Source organism: Paraburkholderia terricola, assembly GCF_900142195.1.
Lineage (GTDB): Bacteria > Pseudomonadota > Gammaproteobacteria > Burkholderiales > Burkholderiaceae > Paraburkholderia > Paraburkholderia terricola.
In genome coordinates this window covers 147,401-167,447 of the sequence record NZ_FRAB01000013.1, presented here as the reverse complement: position 1 = coordinate 167,447, position 20,047 = coordinate 147,401, and the positions used below count along the sequence as shown (strand labels likewise).

Sequence of the window (20,047 nt, the reverse complement as noted above, 5' to 3'; positions counted from 1 at the left end):
GTGCTTCCCGTCTCGCACTGCGTGCTTGCCGGAACGGTCTGCTTAAAACCCAGGGCTTCGCTTTGTGACGCGGGTTCTCCGCTTCGCCTCGGCGCTGGAGCTTGGCGCGTCGTTGCGTTCGCCGTTGGTTCGGCGAGGCGCCAGTGATTTGATGGCATGGCGAGGCGCGCGGCACGTCATCAGCTTTCGTGATGTGGCGTTGGCGCGTGCGGCGCTCGCCGACCGCGCGCTTATTCGCTGCCGAGATAAAAATAGCGGAACAGAAAAATCGCCGCGATGATCCACACCACCAGCTTTACCTTGCGTGCCTGGCCCGTCAGCAGTTTCAGTCCGGCGTAGGAAATGAATCCGAACGCGACGCCGTTGGCGATCGAATAGGTGAACGGCATCAACAGCGCAGTCAGCGCGGCCGGCACGACTTCGGTGGCGTCGTCCCACGGCAGGTCGAGCATTTCCCGCAACATCAGGCACGACACGTACAGCAACGCCGGTGCGGTCGCGTAGCCGGGCACCACGCTCGCCAGCGGCGCGAAAAACAACGCCGCGAGAAACAGCACGGCGACGGTGATCGCGGTCACACCCGTGCGGCCGCCCGCTTGCACGCCCGACGCGCTTTCGATGTACGCCGTGGTCGAAGACGTGCCCAGCATCGAGCCAGCCAGAATCGCCGTGCTGTCCGCGAGCAGCGCGCGGTTCAGCCGGTGCATCTTGCCTTCCACGAGCAGCCCCGCGCGGTTGGCGACCCCCATCAGCGTGCCGGTCGCGTCGAACAGTTCGACAAGGAAGAACACCAGGATCACGTTCAGCACGCCGGTGGAGAGCGCGGCGCGTATGTCGAGCTGGAACAGCGTCGGCGAAATGGACGGCGGCGTGGAGACGATGCCGTGGAACGCGTTGCCGCCGAAGAAAAAACTCAGCACTGTCACGCCCACAATGCCGATCAGGATCGCGCCGCGCACCCGCAGATAGTCGAGCGCGACGATCGCGAAGAAGCCGACCGTCGCGAGAATCACGTGCGGGTTGTGCAGATCGCCGAGCGTGACGAGCGTGGCCGGGTTGCCCACCACGACGCCCGCCGTCTTCAGCGAAATGATCGCGAGGAACAGGCCGATGCCGCCGGTGATCGCTATGCGTATCGAATGCGGAATGCCGGTGACGATCGCTTCGCGCACGCGAAACAGCGTGACGACCAGAAACAGGCAGCCGGAAATGAACACCGCGCCGAGCGCGGCCTGCCACGTAAAGCCCATGCCCTTGACGACGGTGTACGCGAAGTACGCGTTCAGGCCCATGCCGGGCGCGAGCGCGATCGGGTAATTCGCGTAGAGACCCATGATCAGCGAGGCGAGCGCGGCCACGAGGCAGGTCGCGACGAACACCGAGTCTTTCGGCATGCCGGCGTCGCCGAGAATGGCCGGATTGACGAAGATGATGTAGGCCATCGTCAGGAAGGTGGTCACGCCGGCGAGCACTTCGGTGCGTAAGGCCGAGCCGGATTCCGTAATGCCAAAGTAACGGTCGATCTTGTTCATTGCTTGCATTCCCCCACGAGTCCCCAAAAGCTTAGTCGCAACGACGCCACCTGATGGGTCGAAATTAAATGACGGGCGAAAAAGAACACATGTTGGACATATTTGTCAACAAATCGCTTTTGCTCGGAATTCATCGAGCAGGTCGCTGCGAGGTCGTGCAGGAAGATGGGTTGGGGAACTTGTGCCTACGCCCTGAGCACTTTCAGGCGTTGGGTTCGCACCTGGCCGATGCGAATAGCGATTCAGTCATGCGAACGCAGCCCTCAAACCCGAAGGATGCAACTGCGGGCTGGGATATGAACTCGCCGGCATGGACGAGGGTGTGTCGGTCCTCATAGAGGCGGACGAGGGATGCGTGCCGGACATCTTTTCCGTTGACCGTCTCGACGGCGAACCTCTTGTCACCTACCCGGAAGCGGGCGACTCATCGATGATCGTGAACAGCAACAGACGCGTTGGCGGAGCAGACGTTCGCCATGTCCACGGCGGATTTGATTCGTAGCCTGTCGCTGTCATGGAGCCCGGCAACGCATACTCGAAGGCAAGCCGCGGCATCACGCCGGCGGCTTCCCAAACCGCTCCATCACCGCGCTCAACAAATCGATCGGCAGCGGAAACACAATGGTCGAATTCTTATCCGCGGCGATCGTCGTGAGCGTTTGCAGATAGCGCAACTGCATTGCCTGCGGTTGCCGCGACAGCGTCTGCGCCGCCTCCAGCAGATGCTGCGACGCCTGCAACTCGCCTTGCGCGTGAATCACCTTGGCGCGCCGCTCACGCTCGGCTTCCGCCTGGCGGGCAATTGCGCGGATCATCGTTTCGTTGATATCCACGTGCTTGATTTCGACGATCGACACCTTGATGCCCCACGCGTCGGTCTGGGCGTCGAGCACTTTCTGGATGTCGGTGTTCAGTTGCTCACGCTCCGCGAGCAGTTCGTCGAGTTCATGCTTGCCGAGCACCGCGCGCAGCGTGGTCTGCGACAACTGGCTGGTCGCCTCGAAGAAACGCGCCACCTGAATCACCGCTTTCTCGGGATCGACCACGCGGAAATACACCACCGCGTTGACCTTCACCGAGACGTTGTCGCGCGTGATGACGTCCTGCGGCGGCACGTCGAACACGACGGTGCGCAGATCGATGCGCACCACCTGCTGCACCACCGGAATGATCAGCACCAGCCCCGGCCCCTTGACCTTCCAGAAGCGCCCGAGCATGAACACGACGCCGCGTTCATACTCCCGAAAAATCCGTATCGACGAAGCAATCAGCGCGGCCGCCAGCAGAATCAGAATGCTGCTGAAGCCGAATGTGAAACCGATCATGAGCGTTCTCCTTGTTGTAGCGTTTCAACGGGCTCGACCGTCAGCGTCAGTCCGCGCCGCGCGGTGACGCGCACCATTTGCCCTGCCGCAAGCGGGGCCGTGCTGGACACCCGCCAGCGCTCGCCATGCACGCGCGCCCAACCGGCCGGCGTGCCGCCTGTCCCGGGCGTCGCGCCGGGCTCCGCCAGCAGACCCTCGTCGAGCACCACGCCGATATTGCCGATCAGCGCCTCCGAACCGCTCACCACGGGCCGCCGCCGCGCGTGCAACGCGAGCCGCGACACGCCCAGCACGAACAGCAGGCTGAACACGGCGACCGCCGCGATCATCGGCAGCGGGATGCCGTAGCCGGGCACGTCGGTGTCGATCAGCATCAGCGCGCCGATCACGAACGCGACGATGCCGCCGAAGCCGAGCGAGCCGAAGGTCGGCAGAAATGCCTCGCCGATCAGGAACGCGATGCCGAGAAAGATCAGGCCCAGGCCGACGTAGTTGACCGGCAGCATCTGCATCGCGAAGAGGCCGAGCAGCAGACTGATCGCGCCGACCACACCCGGCAGCACGAAGCCCGGATTGGCGAATTCGAAGAAGAGCCCGTACATGCCGAGCATCAGCAGCACCAGCGCGACGTTCGGATCGGTGATGACCGCGAGAAAGTGGCTGCGCCAGTCGGCTTCGAGCGTCGCGACGGCGGCGTTGGCGGTGCTGAGCGTGACGTTGCCGGCGCTCGTGACGAGCGTGCGGCCGTTCAGTTGGCGCAGCAGGTCCGGTACGTCGCGCGCGTTGAGATCGACCACGTGCTGCGCGAGCGCATCGGCGGCCGACAGGCTCACGGCTTCGCGCACCGCGCGCTCGGCCCAGTCGGCGTTGCGCCCGCGCATTTGCGCGAGACCGCGAATGTACGCGGCGGCGTCGTGGACCTGCTTGCGCAGTTCGGTGGACTGCGTGTCGAGCGGCAGTGCGGCGCTGGCCGCGCTGGCGGCGCTGGTGCCGCTGGCAGGGGCCGCCGCCGAGGGTTTCGACGCGCCGTCGCCGCCCCCGATGCCGGGCAGGCCCGGTGCGCCGCGGCCCCCCGGCGGCTCCGTGCCGCCGATGCCTACCTGGATCGGCGTCGCCGCGCCGAGATTGGTGCCCGGCGCCATCGCCGCGATGTGGCTGGCATAAACGATGTAGGTGCCGGCGCTCGCGGCGCGCGCGCCGCTCGGCGCGATGAAGGTGGCGACCGGCACCGGCGAGCCGAGAATCGCCTTGATGATCTGCCGCATCGACGTATCCAGGCCGCCGGGCGTATCGAGTTGCAGCACGGCGAGTTGCGCGTGCTCGTCGGCGGCGCGTTGCAGGCTGCGCACGATGAAGTCGGCGCTGGCCGGACCGATCGCGCCGCTCACCGGAATCACCACGACGCCATGAGGCGCGGCCGCGGCCCGCAGCGGCGGCGCGGCGCTTTCGAACGACGCGAAGCCAAAGGCCAAAAGCGCGGCTAGCGCGGTCATGCCGCGCATCAAGCGGCCCACGGCTCCGCCACGGATAAGCGAAGGACGCGGACCGGATTGCCGGAACGGGAGACGCGGATACGTGCTCATCGCTGACGGCTGCCGCGCCGGGTCTGTCGAGACTGATCGAGGATGTTCGAGGCCGATCGACCGGCGCGGGCCGATACCTCCAGAAGAAGGCTGGCCTGCTTTTAACAGCTTAGTCCGATTCCGCGCGCCGCGTGAGGTCCGCGCGCGCCAACCGGTAATCGGTCGGCCGCATGCCGGTCCATTTGCGAAACGCGCGATGGAACGCGCTCGGTTCCGCGAAACCCACCGCGGCGGCGATGTCGGCAATGGTGCGGTCGGTATCCTGCAACTCGCCGATTGCGATGTCGCGCCGCAAGTCGTCCTTGATCGATTGATACGTATAGCCTTCCTGCTTCAGACGCCGCCGCATGGTCGCCTCGGCGACGTGCAGGCGCGCGGCCATCTGGTCGGCGGCGGGCCAGCCGGCCATCGGCAGCGCGCGCAGCAGCTTGCGCACGCGCGCCGCGAGCGAGCCGGGATTGCGGTACTTGACGACAAAACTGCCGGGCGCGTCGCGCAGGAACGGTTTGACCGACTTGCCCGTCTGGATCACCGGCAGATCGAGAAACGCGGGCGAGAGGTCCACATACGACTCGCCTTGGCCGAACGTCATGTGATCGCAGAACATGAGCCGGTATTCGTGCGCGGCGGGCGGCTCGGCGCAGCGAAAGCGCGCCTCGATCAAGGGAATGCGCCGCCCGACCAGCCAGCACAGCAGGCCGTAGACGAGGATGAACCACGTTGCATAGGCGAACATGGTCGGCGGCTTCGTGCCTTCGCGCTCCGTGAAGCGCAGCCGCACCCGTTGGGCGTCCGTTTCGATCAGCACGCCGAGGTCGTCCAGCACCAGCCGCATGAAGCCGACCGCGCGCGCGAGCGCTTGCGCGCCGTTGCGGGCGGTCAGCGCGGTTTGCGTCATCGCGATGAAGCTGCCGCTTTTCATGCGATGTGAATCCTGGCCGAGGAATTCGTCGTCGAGCGCGCGCGCGATGCCGGCCCACAGCGCGCCGTATTGCGCCGACGATACGCGGCTTTTCGGCGATGCGAGCATCGGCGCCGCGATGCCGGCCGCTTCGGCGAGCGGCAGCGTATCCAGACCGCGTGCGCGCGCCAGTGCCAGGGTTTCCTCTACCAGGCTGACCGAAATCGTGCCTTTATCGTTTTTTGGGTGTTTCATGCGTATCTGGCAAATGCGCTCAACGTTTGGCTGGTGGCGATTCGAGAAGCCCTTGAAAGACGGCGCGAATCTTCGTGGCATCGTACCAGCATGGCAAATGCGCTCAGCCAGATTGAGCGGGCTGAGCATCGAACCCGCCTGTCGGCTTCCCTACACTGGCCCTGAGCCGACCGCACGCAACGCGATCGGCCGCACAGGACAGGACACGAGCCTCATGGACAGCTTCTACACCGACGAGCAACGGATGATCCGCGACGCCGCTCGCGACTTCGCGACCGAGCGCCTCGCGCCACACGCGGCGCAGTGGGACCGCGACGCGCGATTGCCCGCCGACGTCGTCACGCAGATGGGCGAACTCGGCTTTCTCGGCATGATCGTGCCGGCCGAGTGGGGCGGCTCGTACACCGACTACGTGGCTTATGCGCTCGCGCTCGAAGAGATCGCCGCCGGTTGCGCCGCCTGCGCGACGCTGATGAGCGTGCACAACTCGGTGGGCTGCGGGCCGATCCTCAACTTCGGCAGCGACGCGCAAAAAGACCGCTATCTGCAAGACCTCGCCACCGGCCGGTGCATCGGCGCGTTCTGCCTGACCGAGCCGCAAGCCGGGTCCGAGGCGAACAATCTGCGCACGCGCGCCGTGCTGCGGGACGGCAAATGGCTGCTCAACGGCAGCAAGCAGTTCGTGACCAACGGCGCGCGCGCGGACCTCGCGATCGTGTTCGCCGTCACCGATCCCGATCGCGGCAAACGCGGCCTGTCCGCCTTCATCGTGCCGACCGATACGCCGGGCTTCAACGTCGGCAAGCCGGAGCACAAGCTCGGCATTCGCGCTTCCGACACCTGTCCGATTTCCCTCGACGATTGCGCCGTGCCCGAAGCCAATCTGCTCGGCGAACCGGGCGAAGGCTTGCGCATCGCGCTATCGAATCTGGAAGGCGGGCGCATCGGCATCGCCGCGCAGGCGGTCGGCATCGCGCGGGCCGCGTTCGACGCCGCGCGCCGCTATGCGAGCGAGCGCGTGCAGTTCGGCAAGGCGCTGAAGGATCATCAGACCATCGCCAACATGCTCGCCGACATGGCCACGCGCCTGAACGCCGCGCGGCTGCTCGTGCATCACGCGGCGCGGCTGCGCTCGGCGGGCAAGCCGTGTTTGTCGGAGGCGTCGCAGGCCAAGCTGTTCGCGTCGGAACTGGCCGAGGAGGTCTGCTCGAACGCGATACAGATTCACGGCGGCTATGGCTATCTCGAGGACTACGCGGTGGAGCGCCACTACCGCGACGCCCGCATCACGCAGATTTACGAAGGGACCAGCGAAGTGCAGCGCATGGTGATCGCGCGGCATGTTTAGCGCGATCGTGGCGGAGTTTGAGAGCAGAATAGGCTGCGGATGGAGAGTGTGGGGCGAAGTAGAAGCGGACGCATACCGCGCCACCTAACGCCATATTCATGGGACCGGAGCGCGCTGCGTGGGACCGGAGTAAGTGCTGAAGCACTAACTCCGGATCGACATAAGCGCTGAAGCGCTAACTCCGATCGACAGCTTTGCATGGGACCTGAGTAAGCGCTAAAGCGCTAACTCCGGTCGACAGCGGTGCATGGGACCGGAGTAAGCGCTGAAGCGCTAACTCCGATCGACAGGAGACAACGATGACCACGGCGCAACCCTTTTTCGACGCGCGCGATCTGCTATTGCGCCATCGAACCGACTACGACCGCGCATACCGCGAATTCGCGTGGCCCGCATTAGGCGAGTTCAACTGGGCGCTCGATTACTTCGACGTAATCGCCCGCGACAACCACAACCCCGCGCTGTGGATCGTCGACGATCCCACCGGCGACGGTCTGCGATTGTCCTACGCGCAGATGTCCGAGCGTTCCGCGCGCATGGCGAACTTTCTGCGCGGCGTGGGTGTCGCGCGCGGCGATCGTCTGCTGCTGATGCTGCCGAACCGCGTCGAGCTATGGGACGTGATGCTCGCGGCGATGAAGCTCGGCGCAATCGTGCTGCCCGCCACCACCCAGCTTTCCGCCGACGACGTGCGCGACCGCGTGCAGATCGGCGGCGCGAATTTCGCGGTGGTCGATAGCGCCGAGTCGGCGAAATTCGACGCGCTCGACGTGCCGCTCACGCGCATTTCAGTCGGCACGCCGCGCGACGGCTGGATCGATCTGGCCGCGGCCTATGACGCATCGCCGCAATTCACGCCCGACGGCGTCACGCGGGCGAGCGATCCGATGCTGCTGTACTTCACCTCGGGCACCACGTCGAAGCCCAAGCTGGTCGAGCATACGCACGAGAGCTATCCCGTCGGGCATCTGTCGACGATGTACTGGATCGGTCTGCAACCGAACGACGTCCATTGGAATATCAGTTCGCCGGGCTGGGCCAAGCACGCGTGGAGCTGCTTCTTCGCGCCGTGGAATGCGCAGGCTTGCGTGTTCGTGTTCAACTTCGCGCGCTTCGTGCCGAAAGATACGCTCGACGCGCTGGTGCGTTTCAACGTCACCACGCTGTGCGCGCCGCCAACTGTATGGCGCATGCTCGTTCAGGAGCCGCTCGCCGACTATCCGGTCAAGCTGCGCGAGATCGTCGGCGCGGGCGAGCCGTTGAATCCCGAGGTCATCGAACGGGTCAGGCACGCGTGGGGCATCACGATTCGTGACGGCTTCGGCCAGACCGAAACCACCTGCCAGATCGGCAATTCGCCGGGGCAACCAGTCGTGCCGGGGTCGATGGGACGTCCGCTGCCGGGCTACAGGATCGAACTTCTCGACGCCGACGATCAACCCGTCACCGAAGGCGAAATCGCGTTGCCGCTGGCCGAGCGTCCGCTGGGTTTGATGACGGGCTACGCGAATAACGCGAACGCCACCGCGCAAGCGATGCGCAACGGCTTCTATCGCACCTCCGATGTGGCGCTGCGCCGCGACGACGGTTATTACGTGTACGTGGGCCGCGCCGACGACGTCTTCAAATCGTCCGACTACCGGCTGAGCCCGTTCGAACTCGAAAGCGTGCTGATCGAACACGAGGCGATCGGTGAAGCCGCGGTGGTGCCGAGCGCCGACGCGCTGCGCCTGGCGGTGCCCAAAGCGTTCGTCACCGTGCGCCAGGGCTACGAAGCCGGGCCCGAACTGGCGCGCGCCGTGTTCGCGTTCTCGCGCGAAAAGCTCGCGCCATACAAGCGGATTCGCCGACTGCAATTCAGCGAACTGCCGAAAACCATTTCCGGCAAGATTCGCCGCGTCGAATTGCGGCGCCGCGAAATGGAACGCGAGGCCGAGCCCGCGCGCCTGCCAGGCGAGTACTGGGAAGAAGACTTCCCGGATCTGCGTTGATTTTTCATTTCCATCGAGTCACTGTCCGGCCGCCGCGCGGCCATCGCACAGGAGTTCCAGCATGAGCGCAATTGCTTCGAACAACGCCGGGCGCGCGGTTGCCGCCAATGCCGCCGCAACCGCCATCGCCACCGTCAAGCTGTTGATCAACGGCGAGTTCGTCGAATCGAAAACCATCGAATGGCGCGACATCGTCAATCCCGCCACGCAAGAAGTGCTGGCGCGCGTGCCGTTCGCCACCGCCGACGAAGTGAACGAAGCGATCCGCTCCGCGCATGCCGCGTTCAAGACCTGGAAGGACACGCCGATCGGCGCACGCATGCGCATCATGCTGAAGTACCAGGCGCTGATTCGCGAGCACATGCCGCGCATCGCCAGGACCTTGAGCGCCGAGCAGGGCAAGACGATTCCCGATGCCGAGGGCGATATCTTCCGCGGTCTCGAAGTGGTCGAGCATGCGTGCTCGATCGGCAGCTTGCAGCAGGGCGAATTCGCGGAGAACGTGGCGGGCGGCGTGGATACGTACACGTTGCGTCAGCCGCTCGGCGTCTGCGTCGGCATCACGCCGTTCAACTTCCCCGCGATGATCCCGCTGTGGATGTTCCCGATGGCGATCGTCTGCGGCAATACCTTCGTGCTGAAGCCGTCCGAGCAGGACCCGTTGTCGACGATGCAACTGGTTGAACTCGCGCTCGCAGCGGGCGTGCCGAAGGGCGTGCTGAACGTCGTGCACGGCGGCAAGGAGGTGGTCGACGCGCTCTGCACGCACGAAGCGGTGAAGGCGATTTCCTTCGTCGGTTCGACGGCGGTCGGCACGCACGTCTATCGCCTCGGCAGCGAACACGGCAAACGCGTGCAATCGATGATGGGCGCGAAGAACCACGCCGTCGTCCTGCCCGATGCGAACCGCGAGCAAACCTTGAATGCGCTGGCCGGCGCGGGCTTCGGCGCGGCGGGGCAGCGCTGCATGGCGACCTCGGTGGTGGTGCTGGTCGGCGCGGCGCAGCAGTGGTTGCCCGATCTGATCGCCAGGGCGAAAGCGCTCAGGATCAACGCGGGCAGCGAGCCGAATACGGACATCGGCCCGGTGGTCTCGCGCGCGGCGAAGCAGCGCATTCTCGGCCTGATCGAAGCGGGCGTGAACGAAGGCGCGACGCTCGCGCTCGACGGCCGCGGCGTGAAGGTGCCCGGCTACGAGGAAGGCAATTTCATCGGCCCGACGGTTTTTACCGGCGTCACGACCGCAATGGAAATCTATCGCACGGAAATTTTCGGGCCGGTGCTGCTCGTGCTGAACGCCGCCACGCTCGACGACGCAATCGAACTCGTCAACCGCAATCCGTTCGGCAACGGCGTCGGCCTCTTTACGCAAAGCGGCGCGGCGGCGCGCAAGTTTCAGAGCGAGATCGATGTCGGCCAGGTCGGCATCAACATTCCGATTCCCGTGCCGGTGCCGTTCTTCAGCTTTACCGGCTCGCGCGGTTCGAAGCTCGGCGACCTCGGTCCCTACGGCAAACAGGTCGTGCAGTTCTATACGCAGACCAAGACCGTCACAGCGCGTTGGTTCGACGACGACACGGTCAACGACGGCGTGAACACGACCATCAGCCTGCGCTGATCGCTCGGGTTCATTGCTTTGCATGGGACAGGAGACGGCATCATGAAAATAGGCTTTATCGGACTCGGCAACATGGGCGCGCCGATGGCGCTCAACCTGCTCAAGGCGGGTCACGCGGTCAACGTGTTCGACGTGAATGCGCAAGCCGTGCAGGCACTCGTCGACGCGGGCGCCAAGGCGGCCGGCTCGCCGAAAGACGCGGTGACGGACGTGGAATGCGTGATCACGATGCTGCCGGCCGCCGCGCACGTGCGCAGCGTGCTGACCGCGGACGACGGCGTGTTCGCCGGCATCGCCAGGGGTGTCACGATCATCGACTCGAGCACGATCGACCCGCACAGCGTCAGGGCATTCGCCGAACTCGCGAAGCAGCGCGGCAACACCTTCGTCGACGCGCCCGTCTCGGGCGGCACGGGCGGCGCGGCGGCGGGCACGCTGACCTTCATGGTCGGCGGCAGCGCAAGCGCCTATGAAGCGGTCAAGCCGGTGCTTTCGGCGATGGGCAAGAACATCGTCCATTGCGGCGACACCGGCACGGGCCAGGTCGCGAAGATCTGCAACAACCTCGTGCTCGGCATCACGATGGCGGGCGTGGCCGAAGCGATGTCGCTGGGCGAGGCGCTCGGCATCGACACCAAAGTGCTGGGCGGCATCATCAATACGTCGACGGGGCGTTGCTGGAGTTCCGACACGTATAACCCGATGCCCGGCGTGATCGAGACCGCGCCGTCCACGCGCGGCTATACCGGCGGCTTCGGCACCGACCTGATGCTGAAGGACCTGGGCCTCGCCACCGACGCCGCAAAAGCCGCGCGTCAACCGCTGTATCTCGGCGCATTGGCTCAACAGCTTTATCAGACGATGAGCACGAAAGGCGCGGGACGTCTCGACTTTTCCGCCGTCATCAAGCTTTATCGCGGCGACGCTGGCGACGGCAAGAACGGAGACGCGCGATGATCGAACTCGACTACGCGCACGAGGGCGCCGTCGCGCTGCTCACGTTGAAGCGGCCGCCCGCGAACGCTTTCACGCCCGAGGGCTTGCTGCTGTTGCAACGAACGGTCGAGCGTCTGAACGGCGAGGCGCGGGTGCGGGCCATCGTCGTCACCGGAGATGGGCCGAAGTTCTTCAGCGCGGGCGCCGACCTGAACACCTTCGCCGACGGCAACCGCGAAGTCGCGCGCACGGCGGCCATGCGTTTCGGCGCGGCGTTCGAGGCGTTGCAGAATGCGCGCCCCGTGGTGATCGCGGCGATCAACGGTTACGCGATGGGCGGCGGGCTCGAATGCGCGCTGGCGTGCGATATCCGCATCGCCGAGCAGCATGCGTTGCTGGCCTTGCCCGAAACCGCAGTCGGTCTGCTGCCGTGCGGCTGCGGAACGCAGACGCTGCCGTGGCTGGTCGGCGAAGGCTGGGCCAAGCGGATGATTCTCACCGGCGAGCGCGTCGACGCGGCCACCGCGTTGCGCATCGGTCTGGTCGAGGAAGTGGTGGAAAAGGGCGCCGCGCGCGAGGCCGCATTGACGATGGCGGCGCGTGTCGCGACGCTGAGTCCGCAAGCGGTCGGCTTCAGCAAGACGCTGATTCATCAGGCCCGCAACGGTGTGCCGCGTGCGGCGGCGTTGGCGGTGGAGCGCGAGCGCTTTGTCGATCTGTTCGACGGTGTGGATCAGCGCGAAGGGGTGAACGCGTTCCTGGAGAAACGCGCGCCGCGCTGGCAGGTGACGCAGGCGGGAACCGGGGAGCAGAGCTAGAGAGGCGAGCGCGCGGCAGGGGCGAGAGAGCATGGGTTTTGCCCCGACATGCAACGCGTCGGCGAGCGCCCCGTGGTTCGTTCATGGCGCTCGCCACACCTACGCGTTCAACGGCTGTGCGTCGTGCTGTTCTACTTCGTCACGAGGAGCGGGGCGATGGCGGCCCCGCTTCTTGCGCTTACCATCGGCCGAACCGCTCGACCCGACGCAACGGCCGAGTCAACGCACTGAGCGCCGATCAACCGCCGTCCGCCGAAATTCGCGCGGACTCGCTGACGAAGGGCGACGCGGGGCTATACGGCATATCGAGCACCGGCGCGGCGTGCCGTTCGGCGTACGCGCGGCGCATCGGCTTCAGCACGAACAGCGCGAGCAGGGCGGCCACCGCGGCCATGCCGGAGGCGAGCATGAAGACCGCGTGCCAACTGCCCGTCATCGCCGTGACGACGCTCGTGAACGGCACCAGCAGCGCAGCCGTTCCCTTCGCCGTGTACAACAGGCCGGCGTTGGTGGCGGCGTATTTCGGTCCGTACGTGTCGCCGCAGGTCGCGGGGAACAGGCTGTAGATTTCGCCCCATGCAAAGAACACGATGCCGGTCAGCACGACAAACGCGACCGGACTGTGGCCGTACTTCGACAGCGCCAGAATGCCGACCGCTTCGATCGCGAACGCCATGAACATCGTATTTTCCCGGCCGATACGATCCGAGATCCAGCCGAAGAACGGCCGCGTCAGACCGTTCAGCACGCGGTCGATGGTCAGCGCGAAGGTCAGTGCGGGCAAGGTCAGGCCAAGCAGCGAAACCGGCGAATCGTGCAGACCGAAGTCTTTCGCGATCGGTCCGAGCTGCGCGGTCGCCATCAAGCCGCCCGCGGCCATCATGATGAACATCAGGTACATGACCCAGAACACCGGCGAGCTGACCACTTCGCGTGGCGTCGCGTTGTAGACCACGCGCTGCACGGTGCTTTTCGCCGTCGCGAGCAGCTTGGTCGGCGGCGCGAGCAGCGCGAGACCGAGCAGGAAAACGATGATCCCCTGACCGAGGCCGAACCACAGGAACGTGGCTTCGTAACCGCTGCTCTTGATCATGCTGGCAATCGGCACGACGGTGGCCGCCGACCCCGCGCCGAACCCCGCCGCGGTGATGCCGGCAGCGAGTCCGCGACGCGTGGGGAACCACTTCAGCGCATTGCCCACGCAGGTGCCGTACACCGCGCCCGCGCCGACGCCGCCTATCGCCGCCGCGATATACAGCACCGGCAGCGACGACGCCACCGAGTTCAGCGCCCACGCCACGCCGCAGAGCAGGCCGCCCGCGACCACCACGGGACGCGGCCCGTACTTGTCGACGAGATAGCCTTCCACCGGCACGAGCCACGTTTCAGTCACCACGAAGATCGTGAATGCCACCTGAATGGCGGCCCGGCCCCACTGATACTTCTCGTTGATCGGGTTGACGAACAACGTCCAGCCGTACTGCATGTTGGCAATCATCGCCATGCAAATCACGCCGAATACGAGTTGCACCCACGGTGACGCTCTCCACGACGACGCCCCTCCCTGGTGATCCGTGTCCATTACTGTCTCCTTGGCATGGCTGCCTCATGTTTGCGGGCGCCAAAGTGGCTTCTTCCCCCGCCGATCAATCGCGCGATGATCTACCCCATACAGTATGTGATATATCAAGTAAGTCAAGCGAAAGAATGGCTGGGGTTTTCACCACGTCATTTGCCAGATGAAAGACAAATGAAGGACCGCAGCCGGATCGGCGTCCACGATAAAAAAAGCCCGCAGGCAAGGCCAGCGGGCGAGGGCATGAGGCGGACAAGGCTGTTCGCGCCTGCCTTGCCTTTATAGGTGAAAGATAAACGTAATGTTAGTTTTTTATTTGTAGGAATGCGAGGCGCCGCTCAAGCTTCGCTGACGGCGTCGGACGTCAACACGGGCGAGGCCGGCGCATCGCCTTGCACGCCTCGCACGCGCGAAATCCAGAACACGCCCAACGACGCGACGCCGACCGCGGCCCATCCGGCGGTCCCGTATCCGATGACCTGCCCGCCAGGCGAACTGCCGAGCATGAGCCCGCCGAGCCACGCCCCGCATCCCGTGCCCAATGCCTGGAGCGCGCTGTTCGCGCTGAGAAACGCGCCTCGATGGGCGGGTTCGGGCACGGTGGTGAGCAGCGCCTGCATCGGCACCATCCGCGATGACACGAGCACCATGAAAAACGGAAACAGCAGCAGCAGCCCATAAAACGGCAGGTCGGGCAGATGCGTCATGAGCAGCACGGGCAGAAACGAAAGCACGACTGCGATGCGAAACACCCGCCGCGTGCCGAACTGATCGGCAAGCCTGCCGACCCGGCGCGACGTGAAGAACGTCGCCGCGCCGCCGGCCATGTACAGCCACGAAAGCTGCGCGGGCGCGACGCCGTGGTTGGCGACCAGCACCGGCGAAATGAACGGAATCACCAGCATGTTCGCGACCATCATCATGAAGGTCAGCGCGAAGGCATTCAGATGCCGCGGGTTGCTGAGGAGCCCCCACAAATCAGGCAGCACTTCGCCGAGCGCCGGCTGACGGCGGTTCAAATGTTCGGCGAGCGACGGCACCAGTTGCCGGCCCGCGAACCACACGATGAGCGACAGCGCCACCAGCAGGAAGAACGGCGCGGCCCAACTGAAATGCGCGCCCAGCATGACGCCGGCCGGCACGCCCGCGATCGCCGCGAGGGAGAAAGCGGTCATGATGGTGCCCGTCGCGGCGCCGCGCCGCTCAACCGGAATCACGTCGCTGACGATCGCCATGATCACCGAGCCCAACACGCCGCCCGTGATGCCCGCGAAAGCGCGCGCGGCCAGCAGCAGCGCGAAGCTGTCAGCCAGCGCGCACGCGAGATTCGATAGCGCGAACAGCGCATACACGGTCAGCAGCAGACGGCGCCGGTTGAAGCGGTCGATATAGGTTGCCGCGAACAGGCCGGAAAGCCCGGAGCACCACGAATACGCCGACACGGCGGTGGCGAACGCCGCCGGCGTGATGCTGAACGCGTGCATGATCTGCGGGCCGAGCGGCATCATGACCATGAAGTCCATGATGACGGTGAATTGCGTCAGCGCGAGCAGCCATAGCAAACGGCGCTCGTGCTTCGTACTGATTGAGTACATTGGTCGATTCCTTATTGTTGTTCGAAGTTCGCCGCTGCTTGCATGAGTCACGCAGTCCAGCGCGACGCGCGCTTGCGATTCGCACGCGCCAGGACCGCGGATCGGGAACGCTCAATCGTCGAGCGTCTCATGCACCGCTGCGGCGCCCTGTTTCCAGTAGCTCGCCGCGCGAATGCGCGACTTGTCGACGCCACGTTCGGTGCAGAGGTGGTAGCGCACCGCGCGCATCGTCGCGGATTCGCCGGCGGCCCAGACATAGCCTTCGCCGTCCTCGGGCAAATACGTGTCGCGGACGGCTTGCAGCAAGGCTTCGCCGCGATAGGCCGCTTCGCTGCGATAGCACCAGACGAGGTGCAGTTCGGCCCGCGTCGTGAACTCGATATGCGCCGACGGGTCGGCTACCTCGATCACCGCGGCGGCGCGCGCGCCGGCCGGCAGTTCCTCGAGACGGCGGGCGATCGCCGGCAGCGCGGTGTCGTCGCCGATCAGCAGATGCCAGTCGAACGCGGTCGGGATCACGAGCGAGCCGCGCGGCCCGCCCACGCCGAGATACTGGCCGACCTTGGCTTGCGCGGCCCATGCCGCGGCGGGACCGGCCTCGTGCAACGCGAATTCGATGTCGAGCTCGCGCGCCTCGCGGTCGAAGCGGCGCGGCGTGAAGTCGCGCGCCGTCGGACGCGGCCGGCCGGCGGGAAACACCGGACCCTCGGGGCCGGCTTCCGGCAGCGCGGGTTGGTCCGCGCCGGGTTCGGAGAAGAACACCTTGATGTGGTCGTCGAACGACGCGGACACGAAGTCGTGCAGATCCTCGCCCGTGAAGGTGACGCGGATCAGGTGCGGGGTCAGCGCATGCACCTTCTTGACTTGCAGCAGCCGGAACTTCAGCGGATGCCGCACGCGATGCACTGCCAGATCGGGTCTGTCGGCTTGTTTGTCGGCTTGTTTGTCGTTTGTCAGCATAGGGATGCCACTCCTGTTGGTTCGGTTGACGCGCGGGCGCGCGCGTCGCGCAGCCAGGCGCGCAACGGTGCGCCAGGGCCAAGGTCGGGACGGCGCGCGATCACGCAGCAGGCTCGCCGCCGGGCTTGCCTTCACTTTCGTTTTCGATTTCCTTCGCCGCGCGCATCAGGATCGCGGCGATGCGGCGTTGCTCGGCAGCCGGCGCGTTATCGCGGCGTAAAAGCGCATGCTTCAGCGCGCGGCGCGCTTCGTTCAGTTCGGGCAGCCAGCCGCCTTCGCTGATGTCGGCCGGTTCCTCGCCGGCAAACGCGCGGCGCACGGAATCCATCTTGCGGGCGATATGGTTCAGCTTCGCCAGCATCAACTCGACGCGGTCGCGATTGGCGTTCAGATATTCGCGGCCCGTTTCCGATAATTCGTAACGCTTGCGGTTGCCTTCGAGTTGCACGGTCACGTAGCCGAGCTCTTCCAGATACGTGAGCGCCGGATAAACCATGCCGGGGCTCGGGCTATAGAAGCCGTTCGAGCGCGTTTCGAGCGCCTTGATCAGCTCGTAGCCGTGGCTCGGCTGCGCGTCGATCATCGATAGCAGCAGCAGTTGCAGATCCTCGGAGCTGAATTTGCGGCCGCGCGGAAAACCGTCGCCATCGCCGCCGAAGCCGCCGGGACCGCCGGGACCGCCGGGACCGCCGCCGAAACGCCCACCGCGCCCGCCGCCGCGATGGTCGTGATGACGGCCGATCGCATGCCACAGCGCATGCAGCGAGAAGCGGTCGTGGCCGTGGCGGTTTTGGCGTTCGCCGTCGTAGAAGCCGGGGCGCTCGCCGTCATGACGCGCGAACGCATGCCAGAGCGCGTGGAGCGAAGGGCGGCCATGCCCGGCAGGGAAAGAGTCGTCGGCGCCTGGCCAACGCGAAAAACGGCGGTGATGACGCATCTTGGGATACTCCGTTTTGTGTCTTAAGATGTGTCGTACGATATATATCTAAAGATAGTTTGTCAAACGATGTTTTTGCGAGTGTGGGAACGACGACAGTTGCGTGTGACTTGCAATGGATGCGGATACCGTGCGCGGGAGCCTTCCCTCTGACAAGGCCGAGAGCCTGTTACGCCTTCGATGGCGAGTTGCTTGGGACGTGCGCCGTCAAAAGGTGGCGGATTGGTGACTGCGCGAATCCGCAGGCTGTAACGCGAGCGATCCTTGACTTGTCCCCTGGGGTCGCCCCGACACTCAACGCTTTAACCGAGCACTGGGGGAATTCGTGGGCGCATGCTTTAGCGTATCGGATGTCGTCAAACTGCTAGGGGTGACCCGTAAAGCTTTGCGCGTGTGGGAGGACCATGGGCTCGTGCATCCCGGCCGGAACGCGTCCGGATATCGCGTCTATACGGAAGACGATCTTCTGCGCGCATTCGAAACCTGGCACCTTCAGTCAATCGGTTTTTCGCTTGACAGCGTTAAATCGTATTTCTCGGTCTTTGAGCGGCTTGAATCGGAAAATAGAATCCCGGATGACACGCCAATCGCTTCACTATATAAAGATCTCTCGTCGATCTATGCGCAACATAAAGAAAAGCTCGAGAAACAAATAAGCCGGGTTTTCAATCGCATGGACGAGACTCTCGCTTCACTCGATTTTTATTCGGACGCTCCGACTTCATGGCGGGGTCAGGATAAAACCAGCCAGTCGGCCAACGCTGCGATCATCAATTTGCCGCGCCCCTGGAAGGGAGAACGGTTCGATCTGCGGGATATTCAGTTGTTGAATTACATCACAGGCTCGCTGGAGAGCGGTAAAACGCAACTGGCGCGTCGATTGTTTTTAAGCATATCTGGACGCGCCTGTTTCATAGATGCCTCGCATGCAATGCATTATCGCTATGACGACTCGAGTCCGGAGTCGTCGGCGATCTGCCTGCCTAGTGAATCGCGCGTTGATACGGTCGTAGCGAACCTTATTGCCGACGGTGCCACGGAATCGGAAGCCCTTCGAAGGCGAGTACAGAGTATCGAGCGCGCAATAGAAGCACGATACGATCCCGTGTTCATCGACGATGTGGAGAATGATCTGGATTTGCCCACTCAACGGGCGTTGCGCCGCCATTTTCTGGCGCTAACGAAGAGCGGGGGGCCGTGTTTATTCCTCGTCACGTGTTCGTCGGTGATCGTTGATCTTGCGGCGGTTGGGCCGAATGAGAAGATTATTTTTTGCCCGTCCAACCATAGCTCGCCCATTTGCGTGTTGTCTCAGCCGGGATCGCCGGGTTACGAGGCTCTCACGATGAGTCTGGTGTCGCCCGATGTCGATCGGAATGAGTTTGTCCTCGCCTCTGCCCAGCAATCACGGTCAAAAGCGCAGACGCGTTGACGTTTTTAATCGCGCACGAAATAGCCAGCTTATTTTTCCCGTCGCGCATTCGCTCATACTCGAGATCGGTATGCGGGCTAACAGCAGTGCGAATAAGCGGTAGGCTAGCCGCATTGTTCCGCTGCGGTAATGGCATCCGCTACCAGTTGCCCGACGTAAACGCTTTCCAGAGCCAATTCAGCTATAAGGGCGGCGCCGTCACTAGCGAACCAGGCCGTCAACTGTGCCGCAACAATAATCGCTGAGATTGTCCAGTCATACCAATGCATGGTGCGAGTCAGAGCAGTCACGATAGAGCTAATTCCGATCACATTAGATACGGACGAAAGCAGTTTCCAGATTTCAACTGCTTGCTGGTAAGACGACGTTGCATTCACAATGTCATGGATATTTGCTCTTAGCCCACGCAGAGTCTCCTCTCCCAACTCTTGCAACAGCGCTCTGGTGGCGGCGCGAGCCTGTGCCTGGTTGATTCCGCAGAACTGGAAAAGGATAATAAAACTGTCGGCAACCACCACTGCGACGGCGAATGCACATGGCGAGAGGTCATTCCTAACGAGGGCTGAGGCCTGCGTGAAGGTAAAATTACGCGCGGCTGCATGTCGTAGCCGATCATATGCGCTGTCCACTGCCTGGTCAAACGTGATTTGCTTTCTTTCTGAATCAGACAGCAATTCGCGCATGTTCAAGTAATGCGGCTCCAGCGCCATTGAGAGTTCATCTCGTGAAAGAGTCCACAGTGCATCCGGAGTGCTTTTCATGATTTAATCCTTTTCGCTTGAAGTTGGGTAAATTAAAACTGTCACTCTAAAGAAAATTTTTCAGACTGACGGCTTTCTTTACGTCTTGCAGACTGGATAGGTATATTTTATCCGCGCTTTATCGAATTCGAACGTGCCATCCCGTTACTCTTCAGAACTCGGTTTAGATCTGAGAGCGCTTTTGCCAAGGTTCGTTAGTTTCATGTCGTAAACTCCATTGTTTAAAATCACAACAAAATGGCCAGCGTGCCAGGAATGGTGTTCATGGGCCGCCTTTAATTTGTTTCCGATACGCCGACTCTAAAGCCGGCCCCAAGGGACAGCGCAAGAGAAAAATCGCGGCATCTGAAAAATCGGGCTGAACCGCCCTGGATTGGGTGAAGAAGCTGATGCGCCGAGCGTGACGAGTCGAGTCGATCTGCAAGGTCTCGCGGATTGCCCGCTGGGCTATCTGCCTCGAGAGTTACCCACAGAAATTG

At 63.8% G+C, this 20,047-nt stretch carries 15 protein-coding genes; 6 read left to right on the top strand and 9 right to left on the bottom strand.

Annotated elements, in window-relative coordinates:
- Positions 1-230 precede the first annotated feature (230 nt).
- From BUE39_RS14145 to BUE39_RS14125, 4 genes are all read right to left on the bottom strand, one after another.
- Positions 231-1,532 (bottom strand): NCS2 family permease, encoded by a 1,302-nt coding sequence (locus BUE39_RS14145; protein ID WP_073429279.1) that lies wholly within the window; start codon positions 1,530-1,532, stop codon positions 231-233.
- Positions 1,533-2,086: 554 nt separating this feature from the next.
- A complete protein-coding gene (locus tag BUE39_RS14135) occupies positions 2,087-2,857 on the bottom strand; it encodes a slipin family protein (protein WP_073429277.1) in 771 nt (256 codons plus the stop codon).
- Entirely contained in the window at positions 2,854-4,440 is a 1,587-nt protein-coding gene (locus BUE39_RS14130) for an NfeD family protein (protein WP_073429276.1), read from the bottom strand. The genes BUE39_RS14135 and BUE39_RS14130 overlap by 4 nt, the downstream gene beginning before the upstream one ends.
- A 109-nt stretch (positions 4,441-4,549) precedes the next feature.
- Positions 4,550-5,725, bottom strand: coding sequence for an AraC family transcriptional regulator (locus tag BUE39_RS14125; RefSeq protein ID WP_374710249.1), 1,176 nt, complete (start codon positions 5,723-5,725; stop codon positions 4,550-4,552).
- Between the two features lie 85 nt (positions 5,726-5,810).
- Here BUE39_RS14125 and BUE39_RS14120 point away from each other — a divergent pair, with 85 nt between their 5' ends.
- The 5 genes from BUE39_RS14120 to BUE39_RS14100 all read left to right on the top strand — a co-directional run bounded on the left by BUE39_RS14120 (position 5,811) and on the right by BUE39_RS14100 (position 12,307).
- Complete coding sequence (locus BUE39_RS14120; protein WP_073429274.1) at positions 5,811-6,944, top strand: acyl-CoA dehydrogenase family protein; 1,134 nt, start codon at positions 5,811-5,813, stop codon at positions 6,942-6,944.
- Between the two features lie 299 nt (positions 6,945-7,243).
- Positions 7,244-8,935 carry an AMP-binding protein gene (locus BUE39_RS14115; RefSeq protein ID WP_073429273.1) on the top strand — a complete coding sequence of 564 codons (1,692 nt, stop codon included), beginning with the start codon at positions 7,244-7,246 and terminating at the stop codon, positions 8,933-8,935.
- A gap of 61 nt (positions 8,936-8,996) precedes the next feature.
- On the top strand, positions 8,997-10,553 hold the full coding sequence (locus tag BUE39_RS14110) for a CoA-acylating methylmalonate-semialdehyde dehydrogenase (RefSeq protein WP_073429272.1): 1,557 nt from the start codon (positions 8,997-8,999) through the stop codon (positions 10,551-10,553).
- Between the two features lie 42 nt (positions 10,554-10,595).
- The gene (mmsB, locus tag BUE39_RS14105; RefSeq protein WP_073429271.1) at positions 10,596-11,510 is read left to right on the top strand and encodes a 3-hydroxyisobutyrate dehydrogenase; all 915 of its coding nucleotides are present in this window, start codon (positions 10,596-10,598) and stop codon (positions 11,508-11,510) included.
- The gene (locus BUE39_RS14100) at positions 11,507-12,307 is read left to right on the top strand and encodes an enoyl-CoA hydratase (protein WP_073429270.1); all 801 of its coding nucleotides are present in this window, start codon (positions 11,507-11,509) and stop codon (positions 12,305-12,307) included. Before mmsB ends, BUE39_RS14100 begins: the two co-directional genes overlap by 4 nt.
- Positions 12,308-12,545: 238 nt before the next feature.
- Here BUE39_RS14100 and oxlT read toward each other — a convergent pair whose 3' ends face one another.
- The 4 genes from oxlT to BUE39_RS14080 form a co-directional block, all read right to left on the bottom strand.
- Complete coding sequence (oxlT, locus tag BUE39_RS14095) at positions 12,546-13,889, bottom strand: oxalate/formate MFS antiporter (protein ID WP_073429269.1); 1,344 nt, start codon at positions 13,887-13,889, stop codon at positions 12,546-12,548.
- 332 nt (positions 13,890-14,221) lie between these two features.
- Entirely contained in the window at positions 14,222-15,478 is a 1,257-nt protein-coding gene (locus BUE39_RS14090; protein WP_073429268.1) for an MFS transporter, read from the bottom strand.
- Between the two features lie 111 nt (positions 15,479-15,589).
- Positions 15,590-16,438: a siderophore-interacting protein gene (locus BUE39_RS14085; protein WP_073429267.1), complete on the bottom strand. Its 849-nt coding sequence runs from the start codon at positions 16,436-16,438 to the stop codon at positions 15,590-15,592.
- A 100-nt stretch (positions 16,439-16,538) separates the two neighbouring features.
- On the bottom strand, positions 16,539-17,375 hold the full coding sequence (locus BUE39_RS14080; RefSeq protein ID WP_073429266.1) for a PadR family transcriptional regulator: 837 nt from the start codon (positions 17,373-17,375) through the stop codon (positions 16,539-16,541).
- Between the two features lie 325 nt (positions 17,376-17,700).
- Between BUE39_RS14080 and BUE39_RS14075 the strand changes: the two genes are divergently transcribed.
- Entirely contained in the window at positions 17,701-18,807 is a 1,107-nt protein-coding gene (locus tag BUE39_RS14075; protein WP_073429265.1) for a MerR family transcriptional regulator, read from the top strand.
- Between the two features lie 104 nt (positions 18,808-18,911).
- Here BUE39_RS14075 and BUE39_RS14070 read toward each other — a convergent pair whose 3' ends face one another.
- Complete coding sequence (locus tag BUE39_RS14070; protein ID WP_227470432.1) at positions 18,912-19,568, bottom strand: hypothetical protein; 657 nt, start codon at positions 19,566-19,568, stop codon at positions 18,912-18,914.
- Between the last annotated feature and the right edge of the window lie 479 nt (positions 19,569-20,047).

Excerpts from the sequence above, each read along its gene's own strand:
- BUE39_RS14145 (WP_073429279.1), bottom strand. The coding sequence starts at position 1,532 with ATGAACAAGATCGACCGTTACTTTGGCATTACGGAATCCGGCTCGGCC.
- BUE39_RS14135 (WP_073429277.1), bottom strand. The coding sequence starts at position 2,857 with ATGATCGGTTTCACATTCGGCTTCAGCAGCATTCTGATTCTGCTGGCG.
- BUE39_RS14130 (WP_073429276.1), bottom strand. The coding sequence starts at position 4,440 with ATGAGCACGTATCCGCGTCTCCCGTTCCGGCAATCCGGTCCGCGTCCT.
- BUE39_RS14125 (WP_374710249.1), bottom strand. The coding sequence starts at position 5,725 with ATGCTCAGCCCGCTCAATCTGGCTGAGCGCATTTGCCATGCTGGTACG.
- BUE39_RS14120 (WP_073429274.1), top strand. The coding sequence starts at position 5,811 with ATGGACAGCTTCTACACCGACGAGCAACGGATGATCCGCGACGCCGCT.
- BUE39_RS14115 (WP_073429273.1), top strand. The coding sequence starts at position 7,244 with ATGACCACGGCGCAACCCTTTTTCGACGCGCGCGATCTGCTATTGCGC.
- BUE39_RS14110 (WP_073429272.1), top strand. The coding sequence starts at position 8,997 with ATGAGCGCAATTGCTTCGAACAACGCCGGGCGCGCGGTTGCCGCCAAT.
- mmsB (WP_073429271.1), top strand. The coding sequence starts at position 10,596 with ATGAAAATAGGCTTTATCGGACTCGGCAACATGGGCGCGCCGATGGCG.
- BUE39_RS14100 (WP_073429270.1), top strand. The coding sequence starts at position 11,507 with ATGATCGAACTCGACTACGCGCACGAGGGCGCCGTCGCGCTGCTCACG.
- oxlT (WP_073429269.1), bottom strand. The coding sequence starts at position 13,889 with ATGGACACGGATCACCAGGGAGGGGCGTCGTCGTGGAGAGCGTCACCG.
- BUE39_RS14090 (WP_073429268.1), bottom strand. The coding sequence starts at position 15,478 with ATGTACTCAATCAGTACGAAGCACGAGCGCCGTTTGCTATGGCTGCTC.
- BUE39_RS14085 (WP_073429267.1), bottom strand. The coding sequence starts at position 16,438 with ATGCTGACAAACGACAAACAAGCCGACAAACAAGCCGACAGACCCGAT.
- BUE39_RS14080 (WP_073429266.1), bottom strand. The coding sequence starts at position 17,375 with ATGCGTCATCACCGCCGTTTTTCGCGTTGGCCAGGCGCCGACGACTCT.
- BUE39_RS14070 (WP_227470432.1), bottom strand. The coding sequence starts at position 19,568 with ATGAAAAGCACTCCGGATGCACTGTGGACTCTTTCACGAGATGAACTC.